Annotated in this window: 12 protein-coding genes; 2 read left to right on the forward strand and 10 right to left on the reverse strand. The window is 67.8% G+C overall.

All coding sequences use genetic code 11. The features are described from left to right. Window position 1: 1 nt before the first annotated feature. From AC5RUM_RS05510 to nirB, 4 genes are all read right to left on the reverse strand, one after another. Window positions 2-898, reverse strand: a complete 897-nt coding sequence (locus AC5RUM_RS05510) for an FAD-dependent oxidoreductase (protein WP_494034003.1) — start codon at window positions 896-898, stop codon at window positions 2-4. 227 nt (window positions 899-1,125) lie between these two features. Continuing rightward, window positions 1,126-2,295: a uroporphyrinogen-III synthase gene (locus tag AC5RUM_RS05515; protein ID WP_494034210.1), complete on the reverse strand. Its 1,170-nt coding sequence runs from the start codon at window positions 2,293-2,295 to the stop codon at window positions 1,126-1,128. 14 nt (window positions 2,296-2,309) lie between these two features. Next, on the reverse strand, window positions 2,310-3,344 hold the full coding sequence (gene cobA, locus AC5RUM_RS05520; protein WP_494034004.1) for a uroporphyrinogen-III C-methyltransferase: 1,035 nt from the start codon (window positions 3,342-3,344) through the stop codon (window positions 2,310-2,312). A 1-nt stretch (window position 3,345) separates the two neighbouring features. After that, entirely contained in the window at window positions 3,346-5,976 is a 2,631-nt protein-coding gene (nirB, locus tag AC5RUM_RS05525; protein WP_494034005.1) for a nitrite reductase large subunit NirB, read from the reverse strand. A 294-nt stretch (window positions 5,977-6,270) separates the two neighbouring features. Between nirB and nirD the strand changes: the two genes are divergently transcribed. After that, window positions 6,271-6,636 carry a nitrite reductase small subunit NirD gene (gene nirD, locus AC5RUM_RS05530; protein ID WP_494034006.1) on the forward strand — a complete coding sequence of 122 codons (366 nt, stop codon included), beginning with the start codon at window positions 6,271-6,273 and terminating at the stop codon, window positions 6,634-6,636. A gap of 33 nt (window positions 6,637-6,669) precedes the next feature. On the opposite strand, the gene AC5RUM_RS05535 is transcribed toward nirD, so the two are convergent. Together AC5RUM_RS05535 and AC5RUM_RS05540 are read right to left on the reverse strand one after the other, a co-directional pair. Further along, window positions 6,670-8,409, reverse strand: a complete 1,740-nt coding sequence (locus AC5RUM_RS05535; protein ID WP_494034007.1) for a phospho-sugar mutase — start codon at window positions 8,407-8,409, stop codon at window positions 6,670-6,672. A gap of 90 nt (window positions 8,410-8,499) precedes the next feature. Continuing rightward, on the reverse strand, window positions 8,500-9,318 hold the full coding sequence (locus tag AC5RUM_RS05540; protein ID WP_494034008.1) for a purine-nucleoside phosphorylase: 819 nt from the start codon (window positions 9,316-9,318) through the stop codon (window positions 8,500-8,502). Between the two features lie 104 nt (window positions 9,319-9,422). Here AC5RUM_RS05540 and AC5RUM_RS05545 point away from each other — a divergent pair, with 104 nt between their 5' ends. Then, the gene (locus AC5RUM_RS05545; protein WP_494034009.1) at window positions 9,423-10,841 is read left to right on the forward strand and encodes an NAD(P)H-quinone dehydrogenase; all 1,419 of its coding nucleotides are present in this window, start codon (window positions 9,423-9,425) and stop codon (window positions 10,839-10,841) included. A gap of 51 nt (window positions 10,842-10,892) precedes the next feature. On the opposite strand, the gene AC5RUM_RS05550 is transcribed toward AC5RUM_RS05545, so the two are convergent. From AC5RUM_RS05550 to AC5RUM_RS05565, 4 genes are all read right to left on the reverse strand, one after another. Next, entirely contained in the window at window positions 10,893-11,567 is a 675-nt protein-coding gene (locus AC5RUM_RS05550) for a hypothetical protein (RefSeq protein WP_494034010.1), read from the reverse strand. A 90-nt stretch (window positions 11,568-11,657) separates the two neighbouring features. After that, complete coding sequence (locus AC5RUM_RS05555; protein ID WP_494034011.1) at window positions 11,658-13,220, reverse strand: FAD-dependent oxidoreductase; 1,563 nt, start codon at window positions 13,218-13,220, stop codon at window positions 11,658-11,660. After that, complete coding sequence (locus AC5RUM_RS05560) at window positions 13,217-15,448, reverse strand: molybdopterin oxidoreductase family protein (RefSeq protein ID WP_494034012.1); 2,232 nt, start codon at window positions 15,446-15,448, stop codon at window positions 13,217-13,219. Before AC5RUM_RS05560 ends, AC5RUM_RS05555 begins: the two co-directional genes overlap by 4 nt. 1 nt (window position 15,449) lies before the next feature. After that, window positions 15,450-16,919 carry an MFS transporter gene (locus tag AC5RUM_RS05565; protein ID WP_494034013.1) on the reverse strand — a complete coding sequence of 490 codons (1,470 nt, stop codon included), beginning with the start codon at window positions 16,917-16,919 and terminating at the stop codon, window positions 15,450-15,452. Window positions 16,920-17,125: the final 206 nt, after the last annotated feature.

Genomic DNA, 17,125 nt, shown 5'->3' on the forward strand with positions numbered 1-17,125 from the left:
GCTACGCGACGGCAGCCAGCGGCGTCCGGGGGACCGTGGACATCAGCTCCGCGGCGCAGACGCCCGCGGCGGAACCGGAGGCCACCAGCAGTCCGAGCCGCACGCCGTCGAACGACGCCGCGTCCCCGATGGCCCAGATGCCGGGCACAGACGTCCGGTAGTCCCGGCCGACCACGATTCCGCCACTGGGGGCCGTCTCCGCCCCTGCGGCGGCGCCGAGGCTGTCCCGGGCGATCCGGTCCTCCGCGATCACCACCAGGTCCCCGTTCATGCGGCTGCCGTCGCCGAAAACGATCCCGGCCGCGGGCAGGACGGAACCGGTCAGCGTGGGGACAACGGCAGCGGGCCTGGCGGTGGTGCGGACCGGCCGGACGCCGCGGGCGCGGAGCACAGCCTCGGCCTGCCCGGCGGCGGCTCCGGTACCGACGAGGATTCCAAGGGGGCGCCTGCCCAGGACCCGGGTGACTTCCCTGACGGCGTCAGCGATCCTGGCGGCGTCATCGATCGTGGAGTAGTTGAGGCAGCGGCCGGCGCCCTCGACAGGGGACTGCGCGGGAGCCGAGCCCGTGGCGATCACGAGCTGGTCATAACTGAATTCCAGGCCGTCGGCCGTGGTCACCACGCGGGCTGCGGCGTCGACATGGCTTGCGGGCTGGCCGAAGCGTACCGAGACAAACGGCAGGGCCGCGAGCTCGAGCAGCTCATCCGGTGCGTCGTCCCGGCTGCTCAATACCGTGACAGTTCCCGGGAACCTGACTTTTGCGAGCTGGCTGACGAGCGCCCGGGCTGCAGGACCCGCGCCGGCAATGACCACCTTCGGTGCGGTGTCGGTCCGTGCGGAAGCAGGGACGGAGCCAGGAGCGGTGGGGGTGAACGGAAACTGTGCCGGAGCGGACATGTGCGGGCCCTTTCAGATACTGCAGGCGGGCCGGATTCCGGCCCTGATGTGCTGACAGGACACAGCGTAGACGGCCGGTTTTTCGCACATATTTCCCGGCTGTTGCGGAATTGTCCCCGCCTGTTCGCCAGTTTTTACCCGCCGGTAATACACGAAACACGGGGCCGCTCCGCGCGCACCCCGGCAGGCGGGGTGGGCGGGGTGCGGCCCCGCGGCGTGCTGAGGCGCTAGACGCGGATCCGGTAGCCGCGCTTGACCACGGTCTCTACGAGACGGCCGTCCGGCAGCGATGACCTCAGTCGGCTTACCGTCATGTCGAGGGCGTGCACCGATCCGCGCAGTTCGAGGAGTTCGGACAGCGACTCCCTGGAGAGCACGGCGCCTCCTGCCCCGAGGAGGGCGCGAAGCAGCAGGAGCGGCGCCGGGGCAACGTCCACCGGCTCGCCGTCGATCCGCAGCGAGCGGCCGCGCAGTTCCACACTGCCGGAGCGGGTTTCCAGCCGGCGGACGTGGTTCAGTGCAAGGTGTTCGCACACAAGCCTGATCAGGGCACCCATCCGGAACCTCTCAGGAACCAGGGGACTGATCCCGGCGTCCAGCAGCGGCTGGGCGGTCACGGGACCCACGACGGCGGTGGTGACCGTGGTCTTCAGGCTCTCCACGAGCTGTTTGTACAGTCCCATTTCGTGCGCAGTGCTCCACATCGCGTCCACGGCCGGTGCGCTGGTGAAGGTCAGGACGTCGAGGTTGCCGCTGCAGGCGGCCTCAATCAGCCGCGGCAGGCGGTCTGCGCCGTCGGGCTTCACCCAGCGGTAGGGCGTGACGGTGAGCACCGTGGCACCGGACATCCGCAGCCGCTCAAGCTGGCGGACATCCGTGTAGCCGTGCAGCTGCACGGCGACGGTCTTGCCGCGCACGCCTTCCTGGAGCAGCATGTCCACGAGTGTCGCCGTGGTTTCGTCGCTGCTGATGCCGACGTCGGCGAGGCCGGCCGCACGGACCGCGCCGCGGGCCTTGGGCCCCCGGACGAACATCCGGCAGGCCGCCAGGGTATCGAGCAGTTCCTCGCCAATGCCGGAGGCGTCCGCGGCCTCGCACCAGCGGCGCATGCCGTAGGCGGTGGTGGCGATGCACAGGTCCGGCTTCGCCGCGATGATGGCCTTGGTGTCCTCGATGAGGCTGATGTCCTCGTTCACCGGGGCGATCTTGAGGGCAGGGGCATGCAGCACTTCAGCGCCGCGGCGCTCCAGGGCCTCGATCAGGTCGCGGGAGCGGCGGTGTGAGGTGACGCCGATCCGGAAACCTTCGAGCGGAGCCTCGGTGGCCGACTCCGCGGCGGCCGACTCGTGCGGTTCCCGAGCTACGGGTTCTGTTTCGGCGGGGGCGATGGCATTCAGTGCACTCATGACGTTCACGATTCCAGCAGGGAGGCCGCCAGGCGGTCAAGGTCGGCGGCGGCCTCGGCATGCCCGCGGTTGGCCTCAGCCACCCGCACCACCTCACCGATCACCAGGACGGCGGGGTTGCTGCAGCCTGCCGCGGCTGAGGCGATCGTGCCCAGTTCCGCGATGGTGGTGCGCTGGCCGGGACGGTACCCGCGCTCCACCACCGCCATGGGCATGTCGGCGCGCATCCCGGCACGGCGCAGGCCTGCGGCCAGGTGGTGCAGCGTGCCGATGCCCATCAGGACCACAATCGTGCCGCCCAGCCCTGCCAGATGGGTGAGCTCCTGCTCGGTCAGCGGCGCATGGCCGGAAACCACGGTGAACATGTGGCTGACTTCGCGGTGCGTCACCGGGATACCGGCAGCGGCCGGCACCGAGATGGCGCTGGTGACGCCGGAGACCACCCGGACGGGGACGCCGGCTGCGACGCAGGAGGCGACTTCCTCGCCGCCGCGGCCGAAGACATACGGGTCACCGCCTTTGAGGCGCACCACGTTGTTGCCGGCCAGGGCGCTTTCCACCATGAGCTTTTCGATGTCGCCCTGGCTCACCTTGTGGTGGCCGGGCTTCTTGCCCACGTCCACCAGTTCAGCCGAGGTCATGGACGGCAGCTCGTGATAGGGGGCCAGCCGGTCGTAGAACACGACGTCGGCATCGCGCAGGGCGTTGACGGCTGCGACGGTCAGCAGTTCGGGCGTGCCCGGACCGCCGCCGACCAGCGTGACGTGTCCCGGCAGTCCGGCGGCCGGCTCTGCGGAAACAGGGATGCCGGCGGCGCGGCAGCGCTCCAGCAGGGGTTCCCAGCCGGGCTGGCCGTCGTTGACTGCCGCCACCAGGAAGGGGCGCTCGGGCAGGGGACCGTCGTGACCGGCACCCTGCGGCGTGCTGAGGCGGTAGACGATGGCTCCGGCCGCCTCGAAGCGGCGGACCGCCTGGCGGGCAGCGGCGTCCGAACCCGTAACCAGGACCTCGCGTCCGGTGAGATCAATGCTGAGCTGCATGCTATACCTCGTTCTCATCGCGGGGCCTCATGGGGATGGAAGCCCCAATCAGCACTTTGCCTTTTTCCTCAGCCGTGGCAGGGCGCATCTGGCCGCGCTCATCGGGGACGAAGGTAATGGAGTCGTCCTTCTGGTCCGGGGCGTTGACGAAGGAGCGGAACCGGCGCAGGCGCTCGGGGTCCGTCAGGGTGTCGGCCCACTCGTCGACGTAGGTGTCCACGTGCTTGGCCATGGCCGCCTCGAGTTCCTCGGCGATGCCCAGGGTGTCATGCACTACGACGTCCTCGACGTGCTTGATGCCGCCGTCGAGCTCCTCCTGCCAGCGTGCGGTGCGCTGCAGGCGGTCGGCAGTTCGGATGTAGTACATGAAGTAGCGGTCGATGTACTTGATCAGCGTCTCGTCGTCCAGGTCCTTCGCGAGCAGCTGGGCGTGGGCCGGGGTGGCACCGCCGTTGCCGCCAACGTACAGGTTCCAGCCGTCCGCAGTGGCGATGACGCCGACGTCCTTGCCGCGGGCCTCGGCGCATTCGCGGGCACAGCCGGAGACACCCATCTTGAGTTTGTGCGGGCTGCGGAGCCCGCGGTAGCGCAGCTCCAGCTGGATGGCCATGGCCACCGAATCCTGGACACCGAAGCGGCACCAGGTGGAGCCGACACATGACTTCACGGTGCGGAGGCTCTTGCCGTAGGCCTGGCCGGACTCGAATCCGGCATCCACCAGTTCCTTCCAGATTTCCGGCAGCTGCTCCAGCCGGGCGCCGAACATGTCGATGCGCTGGCCGCCCGTGATCTTGGTGTAGAGGCCGTACTTCTCTGCCACAGCAGCGATGACGCCCAGCTTCTTCGGGGTGATCTCACCGCCGGCGATCCGCGGGACCACCGAGTACGTGCCGTCCTTCTGCATGTTGGCCAGGGCGCGGTCATTCGTGTCCTGGAGGGTGCCGCGGCCGGCGTCCAGGACATAGGCACTGTTCTGGCTGGCCAGGATGTTGGCGATGGTCGGCTTGCAGATGTCGCAGCCGGCGCCTGTGCCGTACTTGGCCATGATCTCTTCGAAGGAGGTCAGCTCCAGGACACGGATGGCGTCGAACAGCTCCTGGCGGGACAGCTCGATGTGCTCGCAGAGTGCCTTTGAAACCTCGACGCCGGACTTGGTGAGTTCGGTTTCCAGCAGCTTCTTCAGCATCGGCACGCAGGAACCGCACTGGGTGCCGGCACGGGTGCAGCCCTTCAGCTCGCCGAGTTCCTGGACGGGGGCGTTGCCGTCGCAGGCGCCGCAGCCGTTGATGGCGTCGCGGATGCTGCCGGCCGTCACGTTGTTGCAGGAGCACAGGGTTGCGTCGTCCGGCAGCTCGGTTTCGGGGGCCTCGCCGCCGCCGGCCGCCGTCAGGTAGGCGCCGGGTTCGGCCGGAAGCTCACGGCCCAGGAGCGGGCGGAGGCTGGTGTACGGGGCGGCGTCGCCAACAAAGATGCCGCCGAGGAGGGTCTTGGCATCGTCGGTGGTGACGATCTTCTGGTACACGCCGCGGGCGGGGTCCGCGTAGACAATTTCGAGGGCGTGCTCGGTCTTGGCGAAGGCGTCACCGAAGCTGGCCACGTCCACTCCGGACAGCTTCAGCTTGGTGGCGGTGTCGAAGCCGGGAAAGGTGGCTTCGCCGCCGTGCAGGCGGTCCGCCACGATTTCAGCCATGGTGTTGGCGGGGGCCACGAGGCCCAGGCACATGCCGCCGAAGTTCGCCACCTCACCGATCGCCCAGATGCCGGGGACCTGGGTGGAACAGTCATCGTTGATGACGACGCCGCCGCGGGGGCCAAGATCAAACAGGGGCTCCTCGCCCTCGGCGGCGCGGAAGAGTTCATCGCGGGGCCTGACGCCGATGGCCACTACCACGAGGTCGGCAGCAATGGTGCGGCCGTCGGCCATCAGCACGCCGGTGACCTGGCCGTCGTCGTCGGCGAGGATTTCGGACGGGAACACGCCGCCGTGGACCTCGAAGCCCTTGGCCTCGATCAGGCGGCCCAGCGCCTGGCCGGCGCCCTCGTCGAGCTGCGTGTTCATGAGCCACGGGGCGCCGTTGATGACCACGGGAGTGGCGCCGAGCTGTTCGGTGCCGGCCGCGGATTCCAGACCCAGCAGACCGCCACCGATGGTGACGGCGTTGATCTTGCGGCCAAGCTTCTCCGTGAGTTCGGCGATGGACTTGTTGATGGCCCAGACGTCCTCGAGCGTGCGGTAGACATGCACGTGCTCGGCGCCGGGGATCGGGAGCCTGGCGGCGTCAGAACCGGTAGCCACCACGAGCTCGTCGTATTCATAGCGGTGGCCGGCGGCGGTCTCGACGGCCTTGGCGGCGGCGTCGATCTTAACAACGCGCTCGCCGGTCTTTAGGGTGATTGCCTCGTGGTCCCACATGGAGGCGGCGCCGAGCGTGAGGTCAACGGTGCTGTCCGTGAGTGCCTTGCTCAGCGCAACGCGGTCGTAGGGCAGGTGCGCTTCTTCCGTAAGTACAGTTACTTGCCAGCCTTCGAGGCCACGGGCATGCATGGCGTCCGCAAAACGGTGGGCAGCAGGGCCGCCTCCGGCGACGACGATGCGGCGCGGTGTCTCTGTGCTTGAAGTCTGTCCGGTCACTTAGGGGCCTTTCGCATGGGCCGCAGACGGGGCTCTGCAGCTTGTCCATCCAGACTAGGCAGGGGCAGTTTCGCTTCAGTTTCCCTTTTGTTTCGTGATCTTAACTTCTGCATCACGAACACATTTCCGGGCAAGTGAGGTGTCTTTTACGTTCCGGACACATTGGCTGCACGCCTTTGAAACACCGGGAACCTACTTTGGATATACCGCCGCAGTGGCGGCTAAAGCAGGCGAAATCGCCTCGCGGAAACCGGCCATTGGCGCCGGGATGCAGGCAATGGGAGAGGAGCCGACATGACGGCAACACTGGAACTTGAGGATCTGACCACCGGGTATGCCACTGGCTGGCACCGGGTCTGCGCCGTGGACGAACTGGAGCTCTCCTGGGGTGAGGCGGCACTCGTTGACGGCCGCCAGGTAGCACTGTTCCGCACCGCGCCCGGTGAGGTTTTCGCCGTGGCCCAGGAAGACCCGGCCACCGGCGCGTTCGTCATGGCACGTGGCATCCTCGGATCACGCGGCACGCGTCCCACCATCGCGTCGCCGCTCCACAAAGAGGTCTACGACCTGGAAACCGGCGAGTGCTTTGGCAACCCCGAACTGCGCCTTGCCACGTTCGCCGCACGGATTGCAGACGGCCACGTCGAAATCGAGCTGTAGCCCCACCCCTTAACCCCAGCCCTGTAGCCGGCGCTACAGCCCCAGGGCCTCGCGGACGTCGCCCAGCACCCGGTCCAGTGCGGCCCGCGCGGCTGCCCGGGCCGCGGGCAGCTCGGCCGCGGAGCCCACGCTTTGGATGACTTCCAGGTAACACTTGAGCTTCGGCTCCGTGCCGCTCGGACGGATGATCACGCGGCTGAGATCGCGCGTGAGGTAGAGCAGCCCGTCCGTCGGCGGCAGCTTGTCGCTGCCTTCGGCAAGGTCAATGAAGGATTCCACGGCCGAACCGCCGAACGACTCCGGCGGGCTCACGCGGAGCCGGTTCATCATGGCATTGAGCAGGCCCAGGTCCGCCACGCGGATGCTCAGCTGGTCGCTGGCGTGCAGCCCGTGGACCAGGTACAGCTCGTCCAACGTGTCAAAGATGGTCTTACCGTCCGCCTTGGCCGTTGCCGCGAGCTCGGCGATCAGGACGGCCGCCGAAATGCCGTCCTTGTCCCGGACCAGGTCCGGGGCCACGCAGTAGCCCAGCGCTTCCTCGTAGCCGTACACCAGGCCCGGAACCCGGGAAATCCACTTGAACCCCGTCAGGGTTTCCTCATGGGCGTAGCCTGCCGCTGCCGCGATGCGCGAGAGCAGCCGCGAGGAAACAACGGAGCTGGCGAACACGCCGTCGTGCGTTTCCCCGGTGGGCGCGGACAACCGCGCCACGACATGCGCGCCCAGCAGCGCCCCCACTTCATCGCCCCGCAGCATCCGCCACGCGCCCGAGTCTGGATCCTTGGCCGCCACTGCCGCGCGGTCGGCGTCGGGGTCGTTGGCCAGGACGATGTCCGCGTCGGCCTGTGCGGCCGCCGCGAGGGCGAGGTCAAGTGCGCCCGGTTCCTCGGGGTTGGGGAAACTGACGGTGGGGAAGTCCGGGTCCGGCTGGGACTGTTCGCTGACCACTGTGACGTCGGTGAATCCCGCTGCCTTGAGAACGGCCACGGCGGTGTCCCCGCCTACTCCGTGCAGGGGCGTGAGGACGATCTTGAGGTCACGGGCCGGAAAGAGATCCGCCTTTGCCAGGGCGGCTATGGCTGCCTCATAGTCTGAGGCGATGCCGGCTTCGAGCACACCCCAGCCGTCCTGGGCCAGAATGATGGAATCCAGGGCAGGCACCTTGTCGATCTCGGCCGCGATCAGGGCGTCGTACGGAGCCACGATCTGCGCGCCGCGGCCGCTTTCCTCCACCGCGTGGCGGCCAAGATACACCTTGTAGCCGTTGTCCTGCGGCGGGTTGTGGCTGGCTGTGACCATCACGCCCCCGTCGCACTCGAGGGCCCGGACCGCGTAGGCAAGCAGCGGCGTGGGCAGCGCGGCCGGCATCAGCAGGGTGTCGATTCCCGCCGCCGTGAAGATCGCGGCAGTCTCCTGGGCGAAGATGTCCGAGTTGTATCGCGCGTCGTAGCCGACGACGGCGCGTGGCCGGGTTCCCGGTGAGGCCTCCTCGACTGCCTGGGTCAGGAAGTTCGCGAAACCTGCCGCTGCGCGGCGGACCACCACCCGGTTCATTCGGTTCGGGCCGGGGCCAAGGGGCGCCCGGAGGCCGGCCGTGCCGAACTGCAGAGTGCCGCTGAAGCTGTCCTTCAGCAGCTGGAGGGCAGAAGGAGTACCGGCCTCAGCTTGGGATAGGAGCTCGGCCAGGGATGCGGAAGTGGCGGGATCCGGGTCCATCTCAGCCCAGGCGCGGGCCTCGCTGAACAGCTGGGAGTCGGCGTCGGAGGACATCATAAAGTCCAAACTATCGTCAAACCCGGGCCGTTGGGTGCCGGATAAGCCAGCCGCCCGGTCACATCTTCGCGACTGTTTCGGAAGGCCGGATCAGAGCCTGGCGATGATTTCGGCCAGGAGCTTGGAGATGCGTGGCCCGGCAGCGTGGCCCGCCTCGAGCACTTCCTCGTGGCTAAGCGGCACCGGGCTGATGCCGGCGGCAAGGTTGGTCACGAGCGAGATGCCGAAGACCTCCATGCCCGCGTGCCGTGCCGCGATGGCTTCCAGGGCGGTGGACATGCCCACGAGGTCGGCGCCGATGCGCTTGGCGTACTGCACTTCGGCTGGGGTTTCGTAGTGCGGCCCGGTGAACTGCGCGTACACGCCTTCGTCGAGGGAAGCGTCCACTTCCTGCGCGAGGCTGCGGATCCGGGCCGAGTACAGGTCGGTCAGGTCCACAAAAGTGGCGCCTTCCAGCGGTGAGGTGGCCGTGAGGTTGATGTGGTCTTTGATCAGAACCGGCGTCCCCGGCGCCCAGTTCTCATTGAGTCCGCCGCAGCCGTTGGTGAGCACCAGTGTCCTGCAGCCGGCGGCTGCCGCGGTACGCACACCGTGCACCACGGCGCGGACTCCCTTGCCTTCGTAGTAGTGCGTACGGGCACCTAGAACCAGCGCGCGCTTGCCTTCCCTCGTCAGCACTGACCGGATGGTGCCCACATGGCCCTCCACGGCAGGGGCGGAAAAGCCCGGCACCTCGGAGGCCGCCAGGGTTGCCGTGGTCTCGCCGATCAGGCTGGCGGCCTCGGCCCAGCCGGAGCCCAGGACCAGCGCGACATCGTGTGACTCAACGCCGGTCTTGGCCGCGATGTAGTCGGCGGCGGTGCGGGCAACCTCGAACGGGTCAGTGTTCAGGAATTCTGTATTACTCACTGGTACAAGCTATCGTGCGGCAGCGCCGGTGCCCAGCGGCGGAGCCCACGCCTGCCCAGCAGTTTGTTGGTGGTGCTGCAGCCAATGGGCGAGAATGGTTGACTGTGACTATGCATCCTGATTTCAGCGCACCCCGAATCGCAATTCTCGGCGGAGGCCCGGGCGGTTACGAAGCCGCCATGGTTGCCGCTGCGCTGGGGGCCAAGGTCACCATCATTGAGCGCGCCGGCCTCGGCGGGTCCGCCGTACTCACCGACGTCGTGCCTTCGAAGACGCTGATCGCGACGTCGGACCTCATGACCCGGGTCGGTGAGGCGGGCGAGCTGGGGGTGAAGCTGGACGTCGACGGCGGCGGTGACTTCGTGCCCGTCATGCGCGCGGACCTCAAGCACATCAACGACCGCCTGCTCGGCCTCGCACGCCAGCAGTCCCGCGACATCACTGCGGGCCTGGAACACCAGAACGTCCGAATCCTGATCGGCTCCGGCAAGCTCGTTGACAACCGCACCATCGAAGTCCTTACCGCCGAGGGCACGGAAACGGTCGAGGCGGATGCGATCCTGCTGACCGTCGGTGCGCACCCGCGCGAGTTGCCCACCGCCCGGCCCGACGGGGAACGCATCCTGAACTGGGCCCAGATCTACAACCTGGATGAACTGCCTGAAGAGCTCATCGTGGTGGGTTCCGGTGTGACCGGCGCTGAATTCGCCTCCGCCTATAACGGCCTTGGCTCGAAGGTCACCCTGATTTCCAGCCGTGACCGGGTGCTTCCCGGCTCCGACACTGACGCCGCCGAGGTGCTCGAAGAGGTGTTCGAGCGCCGCGGCGTGACGGTCCTGTCCCGCGCCCGCGCCGAAGCCGTGGAGCGAACCGCCGACGGCGTGGTGGTCACCCTCGGCGACGGCACCAAGGTCACCGGCAGCCACTGCCTGGTCTGCGTGGGCTCGATCCCCAACACCGCCGGTATCGGCCTCGAAGAGGCAGGCGTTGCGGTCACCGAGAGCGGCCACATTAAGGTCGACGGCGTTTCCCGCACCACCGCACCGAACATCTATGCCGCCGGCGACTGCACCGGCGTCCTCGCGCTGGCCTCCGTCGCCGCGATGCAGGGCCGGATCGCCATCGCGCACTTCCTGGGGGACCAGGTGACCCCCATCAAGTTGCACCAGGTCGCGTCCAACATCTTCACCTCACCGGAGATCGCGTCCGTGGGCGTGTCCGAGGCGGAGATCGAGTCCGGCAAGTACCAGGGCGACATCATCAAGCTTTCCCTGAAGAGCAATGCCCGCGCCAAGATGCGCAACGTCAAGGACGGCTTCGTCAAGATCTTCGCCCGCAAGGGATCGGGCACTGTGATCGGCGGCGTGGTGGTGGGTCCGAATGCCTCCGAGCTGATCTTCGCCATCGCCATTGCGGTGAAGCAGAAACTGCACGTGGACGACGTCGCCAGCACCTTCACCGTCTACCCGTCGCTCAGCGGTTCGATTTCCGAAGCAGCCAGGCGCCTGCACGTTCACAACTAGGGTCGGGCACGTCCAGGATCAGGCACATCCAGGGGTCAGACACATCTAGGGTCAGGCGAAGGCGTACGCCGGAACGCTGTCGCCCGGGGTGAAGGGGGTGAACCACCGCTGGATGTCCGGCGTGCCGGCAGTGTCCGAATACAGTGCTTCGCACTCTGCGTCCTCAAGCAGGACTTCCTCAACAATCGCCCGCCACTCACCGGGGAGGTCCAGGTCGTAGATTTCCTCGGTGACCTGGGCCTGGTCCAGCAGGCAGCGGACAGCGAGTTCGGCCGCGAGGCAGCCGGGAGCGGTCCAGCCGCGCGCCAGCGAGGCGGTGACGTCCGCCGCGACGACGATGAACTTCTGGGTGAACGTGGCGTCGTAGCTGTGGGCGAACCGGGCCGGCAGCGAGGACAGCACGGAGGTCCCGGCGACGTGGGCGGGCGTGACCGTGTCCAGGTCGCCCAGCGTTCCCAGGTCACGGAACAGCTGGTCCATGAGGACGCTTGAGGAATTCCACAGGAGGCCCGCCAGCAGGTGCGTCTGGCGCACGGACCGCTGCCTTTCATCAGGAGCTACGGACGCCATCTCTGCCAGGTCGTCGGGGTCGAACTGCAGCCGCTGCTCGGCGGTCATGTCATCGGGATGCGGGTCGAGCCCAAGGAGCTCAAGGCTCAGCCCCGTGAGCTTTTCGGCGTCGGCCAGCAGCTCATCTGTAATGTCGTCGTCTTCGTCGGCACTCATGGCTCAGATGCTACCTGCCATCCGCGGCATGCCCGATTTCTGTGACGCTGGGGCGGAGACCCCTTGTACAAGGGTGGTGCTGGTCAGGTTTTAGGCGGCTGCCGCCTGGAAGTGTTTTTCGATGAGCCCCTTGATGTCCTCGTGGCAGCCGCCGCAGCCGGTGCCGGCGCGGGTGGCTGAGGAGACGTCGGCCACGGTGGAGCAGCCGCCCGTGACGGCTTCGGTGATCTTGCCGCCGCTGACACCTGCACAGCGGCAGACGGTGCTTTCTGGATCGCTCGAAGCAGCGGACGGCGCGAGCTGGTCCGGACCGTCCAGGCGAAGGAGCAGGGAACGGTCCGCAGGCAGTTCGGCGCCGCGCTCGAAGAGCTGCACGAGTTCGCCGGCGGTGCGGGGCATTCCCACGCTGACCAGGCCCTCAAGCATGCCGCCGCGGGTGGTCATCTTCACATAGCGGCCGTGCTCCGGATCGGCCCACTGTGCGATCTGCAGCCGTGGCCTGCCGTTGACGGCTCCGGCGGTCAGGACGTCCTCATCCCACGGCTCGGCGGAGTTGTCCCCGGCCACGGCCATGTTCATGCCGCGGGCCTTGAGCACGATCACCCCGGGCTTCTCCTGGGGGAGCGGGGGCAGCGACTCAGCGTCACCCTGCGGTCCCTCGGCCAGCCGCAGCAGGTATTCCGCTAGCCATTCGGCCTGCCTCCACCCCGGACCAACCAGGCCGGACGGACCGCGCGCCGTACGGCACTCGAGGCAGCCCGGATCCGGGCAACGGACCTCGGCGCAGTCGCCGATGGCGAAGATGTGGTGTTCATGGTGCGCGCGCAGGTGGTGGTCCACGAGGATGCCGGTGCCCGTCGAAAGCCCGCAGCCCTCCGCCAGTTCGGTCCGCGGCCGGACGCCGCAGGAGAGAACCAGCAGGTCGCCGTCGATGGCCGAACCATCGTCGAGCAGCAGAGCCGAGAACCCGCCGCCGGGAGCGTTGTGCTCAACGCCCGTGGAGCGGGCGTTGGCGGCCACGCGGACGCCGCAGTTCCGGAGGCTGGCGGCGAGCACTGCTCCGCCGCCGCGGTCGATGTTCCGGCCGAGGGGGTGGGGCCCGTTGTGCACCACGGTAACCGTGGCGCCTTCCTCGGCCGCCGCGAGGGCCGTCTCGAGGCCGAGCACGCCGCCGCCCAGCACCACGACGCGCTTCCGGCCGGCAACGGCCTGTCGCAGAACCTCGGCATCACGGAGGTCACGCAGTGCGGTGACGCCTTCGGGCAGGACCGGGGCTGCGGGGTCAGGGTTGATGCCGGTGAGATTGGGGATGACCGGCCGGGAACCGGTGGCGAAGACCAGCCGGTCGTAGTGGACCGATGTACCGTCGGCGAGCAGGACGTGCTGCCTGGCCCGGTCCACGCGCTTGACCTTTACGCCCAGCCGGACATCGACGCCGTCCACCGCGAGAGCGGCGGCGTCGGCCAGGGCCAGTGCTTCAGGGGTAGTGCGGCCTACGCCGAGATCAGCGACGAGCACGCGGTTGTAGGCGGCCTCGGCCTCCTGGCCGATCACCGTCAGCCCTACCTGCCCTGCGCGTAGCGCGGGAAGCAGCTCGTCGACCAGCCGCGCCGCCACCGGACCGAATCCGACAATTACAATCTGCTCGCTCATGAGGCCTCCGATGTCTGAAGAACGCTGGTGTCTTGTAGGTTCGCTGCCAACCGGACCCAGACTTTGTTGTACTTGAATTCGGGCATCCCCGAGATGGGATCCGTGGCGGCTTCGGTCAGCCGGTTCGCACTTTCCAGTTCCGGGAAGTGGAACGGCAGGAACACGGTTTCCGGACGGATGGCCGTGCTGAGTTCCGCCCGGCAGACCACCTCGCCGCGCTCATTCGCCACGGAGACCAGCGCACCGTCGGTGATGCCCATCCCGGCAGCGGCCGCCGGGTGAAGCTGGACCCTGGCTTCTGGCTGGGAAGCGAGGAGTTCGGCCACGCGCCGCGTCTGGGCCCCCGACTGGTAATGCTCCAGCAGGCGCCCGGTGATGAGGGTCATCGTTTTGGCCTCGGGATCCGGATTCGCTGCCGGCGTCCGACGGCGGCGGGGCGCCACCGGAGTCATCACGGCCTTGCCGTCGGCGTGCGCGAACGCATCCAGGAACAGGCGCGGCGTTCCGGTGCTGCCCGCGGGGTAGGGCCAGTAGGCGGCTGCTCCGCCGTCGAGCATGGCGTAGTCGATGCCGGAGTAGTCGGCCGCGCCGCCGGCGGAGGCCAGGCGGAGCTCTTCGAAAACTGTCTCGGGATCGTCGCTGTAGGTGGACGGCGCCTCGAGTGCCTCTGCCAGCCTGGCCATGATCCACAGTTCGCTGCGGGCACCGGCGGGTGGCTGGATGGCCTGGCGGCGGCGGAGCACGCGGCCTTCGAGGTTGGTCAGCGTGCCCTCTTCCTCAGCCCACTGAAGCACCGGCAGGACCAGATCCGCTTCGGCCGCGGTCTCGGACATGAAGAAGTCGCAGACAACCAGGAATTCCAGGGTGCGGAGCCTCCGGATGACGTCGTTGGCATCGGGGGCGGCGACGGCGATGTTGGAGGCGTGCACGAACAGGCACTGCACGCCGTCGGGCTCTCCCAGTGACTTGAGCAGCTGCACGGCAGGCAGGCCGGGGCCGGGGATGAGCTCCTCGGGGACGTTCCAGACCTTGGCCATGTGTGCCCGCGCGGCGGGGTCGGTGATCTTGCGGTAGCCGGGCAGCTGGTCGGCTTTCTGGCCGTGTTCGCGGCCGCCCTGGCCGTTGCCTTGGCCCGTGAGCGTGCCGTAGCCGCTGCGGGCCGTTCCGGGCAGCCCCAGCAGCAGGCTGAGGTTGATGGCCGCCGTGGCGGTGTCGGTGCCGTCCACGTGCTGTTCCACGCCGCGTCCGGTGAGGATGTAGCTGCCGCCGCGGCGGGCGCCCTCGGCCAGCAGGCGGGCGGTTTCACGGATGAGCTCGGCGGGAACACCCGTGATGGACTGGACCCGCTCGGGCCAGAAGGCGTTGACGCTGCGGACCACGGCATCGTAGCCGGTGGTGCGCGCTGCGATGTAGTCGGCATCCACGAGGCCCTCGTGGATCACCACGTGGGACAGGCCAAGCAGGAGAGTAAGGTCAGTGCCGGGCAGCGGCTGGAGGTGCATTCCGCCGCCGTCGGAGGTGAAGGCTGCCGTCGCGGAACGCCGCGGGTCCACCACAATCAGGCCGCCGGCGTCGCGGACGCCCCGCAGGTGCTGGACGAAGGGCGGCATGGTCTCGGCGACGTTGGAGCCGAGCATCAGAATGGTGCTGGCTGTGTCCAGTGCCTCCAGCGGGAACGGCAGGCCGCGGTCCAGGCCGAAGGCCCGCATGCCGGCAGCGGCGGCGGAAGACATGCAGAACCGGCCGTTGTAGTCGATGCGGGAGGTGCCCAACGCGAGGCGCGCGAATTTGCCCAGTTGGTAGGCCTTTTCGTTGGTGAGGCCGCCGCCTCCGAAAACGCCGATGGCGTCCGCTCCGTGCTTGGCACGGGTGTCCCGGACGGCGGTGGTGATGCGGGCGAGCGCCTCGTCCCACGTGATGGGGCGGAAGACGCCGTCGGGCCCTTTGAACATGGGCTCCGTGACGCGCCCGGGGTGCTGCAGGAGCGAGGCAGAGGTCCAGCCCTTGCGGCAGAGGCCTCCGCGGTTGGTGGGGAAGTCACGGCCGTTCACTTCGAGGGCCGGCACCTCCAGCGCGGGCACGTTGTGGGCGGTTCCGTCCTGGGCAGGTGCGGCAGGCACGGGCTTTGACCCCGGCTGGACAGCCGGGGCCAAAGCCGCTGGAGACTTGAGCGTCATGGCGCACTGCAAGGCGCAGTAAGGGCAGTGCGTGTCGGCGCTTTTGGTCATGTTAGACGTGTCCCATCGCATTTCGGTTGGTGTTGCGGATGTAGCAGAACCAGCAGACCGCCAGCATCAGAACGTAGGCGCCGACGAAGCCGTAGAACGCCGGCGTGTAGGAGCCGCTGGCCGTGTTGGAGGCGTTCAGCACCTGCGGGATCACGAACCCGCCGTAGGCGCCGATCGCCGAGATCAGGCCGAGGGCAGAGGAGGCCAGGCGCTGGGTTGTCACCGAGCTGGCGCCGGAGCGGGCTGCCCGGCTGGAGATAGCGAAGATGACGGGGATCATGCGGTACGTGGCGCCGTTTCCGAAGCCGCTGGCGGTGAAGAGCATCAGGAAGAGGACCAGGAAGAGCCAGAAGTTCTTCAGGGGCAGCGTCCAGATCATGGTCAGGGTGATCACGGCCATGGAGGCGAAGGCGGCCACGGTCATCCGGGCGCCGCCCATGCGGTCAGCCATGCGTCCCCCGTAGGGGCGGGCCAGGGAGCCGACCAGCGGGCCGAGGAAGGCCAGCGAGAGGGCCACCGTGCCGACTCCGATGGAGGAGAACGCGGGGAAGTAGTCCTTGATGAGCTTGGGGAAGACGCCGGCGAAGCCGATGAAGGAGCCAAAGGTGCCGATGTAGAGCAGCGCCATGATCCACAGGTGCGGTTCCTTGAGCGCGGCCAGGGAGCCGGCCACGTCACCCTTCGCGCTGGTGAGGTTGTCCATGTACTTGAAGGCGCCGAATGCCGCGATCAGGATGAGCGGGACCCACATCAGGCCGGCCATGGGCAGGTTCACGGTGCCGGCGGCCAGGAGTGTGATGGCGATCGGAACGGCCAGCTGCGCCACGGCGGCACCGAGGTTTCCGCCGGCCGCATTGAGTCCCAGGGCCCAGCCCTTTTCACGGGCGGGGTAGAAGAAGGTGATGTTGGCCATGGAGCTGGCGAAGTTGCCGCCGCCGAAGCCGGCCAGGGCGGCCACCAGGAGCATGATGCCGAACGGAGTCTCGGGGTTGGAGACACACATCGCGAGTCCGATGGATGGAATCAGGAGCAGCAGCGCCGAAACGATGGTCCAGTTGCGGCCGCCGAACTTCGGGACCATGAAGGTGTAGGGGATGCGGAGTGTGGCGCCTACGAGGCTCGGCATGGAGATGAGCCAGAAGATTTCGGAAGTGGTGAACGTGAAGCCCGCGGCGGGGAGCTGAACGACGACGATCGACCACAGCTGCCAGACGACGAAGCCGAGGAACTCGGCAAAGATGGACCAGTTGAGGTTCCTGCGTGCAATGGAGCGGCCCTGGGTTTCCCACTGCTGCTTGTTCTCTGCATCCCAGTTCGCAATCCAGCGGCCGGGGCGGACCTCGAGGGCGGGGGTGGCGGTGGCTGTAGCGGTCTGCACATTCAGGGATGCGGAGCCGCTCCCGGGCGTCGGCTCCGCGGCAAGATCGAGGGAATTGCCGGTGCCGGATTCTGCGGTGCGGTCAGCAGTCACGGTGTACCTCCTTGGGGGATTGTTGTCTTTACCAAGGTAGGGAAGCCGCGTTTCGAGGACAGTCGCCGTTTGTTAACGTGCTGTGACATTTGCCTATCGGCGGCAAAGTGGCGGGGTTAGGCTTGCCGGAAGCCCTCATGGTGAGACGATTTGGATCGTCCGGATGGTGGACTAATTGTCCACTCGCTGGATGGTGGGAACTAATA

It is taken from the genome of Arthrobacter sp. B2060, assembly GCF_059090445.1.

Bases quoted from the DNA above. Each gene is read 5' to 3' on its own strand.
- cobA (WP_494034004.1), bottom strand. From the start codon at position 3,344: ATGCAGCTCAGCATTGATCTCACCGGACGCGAGGTCCTGGTTACGGGT.
- AC5RUM_RS05510 (WP_494034003.1), bottom strand. From the start codon at position 898: ATGTCCGCTCCGGCACAGTTTCCGTTCACCCCCACCGCTCCTGGCTCC.
- AC5RUM_RS05560 (WP_494034012.1), bottom strand. From the start codon at position 15,448: ATGACCAAAAGCGCCGACACGCACTGCCCTTACTGCGCCTTGCAGTGC.
- AC5RUM_RS05555 (WP_494034011.1), bottom strand. From the start codon at position 13,220: ATGAGCGAGCAGATTGTAATTGTCGGATTCGGTCCGGTGGCGGCGCGG.
- nirD (WP_494034006.1), top strand. From the start codon at position 6,271: ATGACGGCAACACTGGAACTTGAGGATCTGACCACCGGGTATGCCACT.
- AC5RUM_RS05535 (WP_494034007.1), bottom strand. From the start codon at position 8,409: ATGATGTCCTCCGACGCCGACTCCCAGCTGTTCAGCGAGGCCCGCGCC.
- AC5RUM_RS05550 (WP_494034010.1), bottom strand. From the start codon at position 11,567: ATGAGTGCCGACGAAGACGACGACATTACAGATGAGCTGCTGGCCGAC.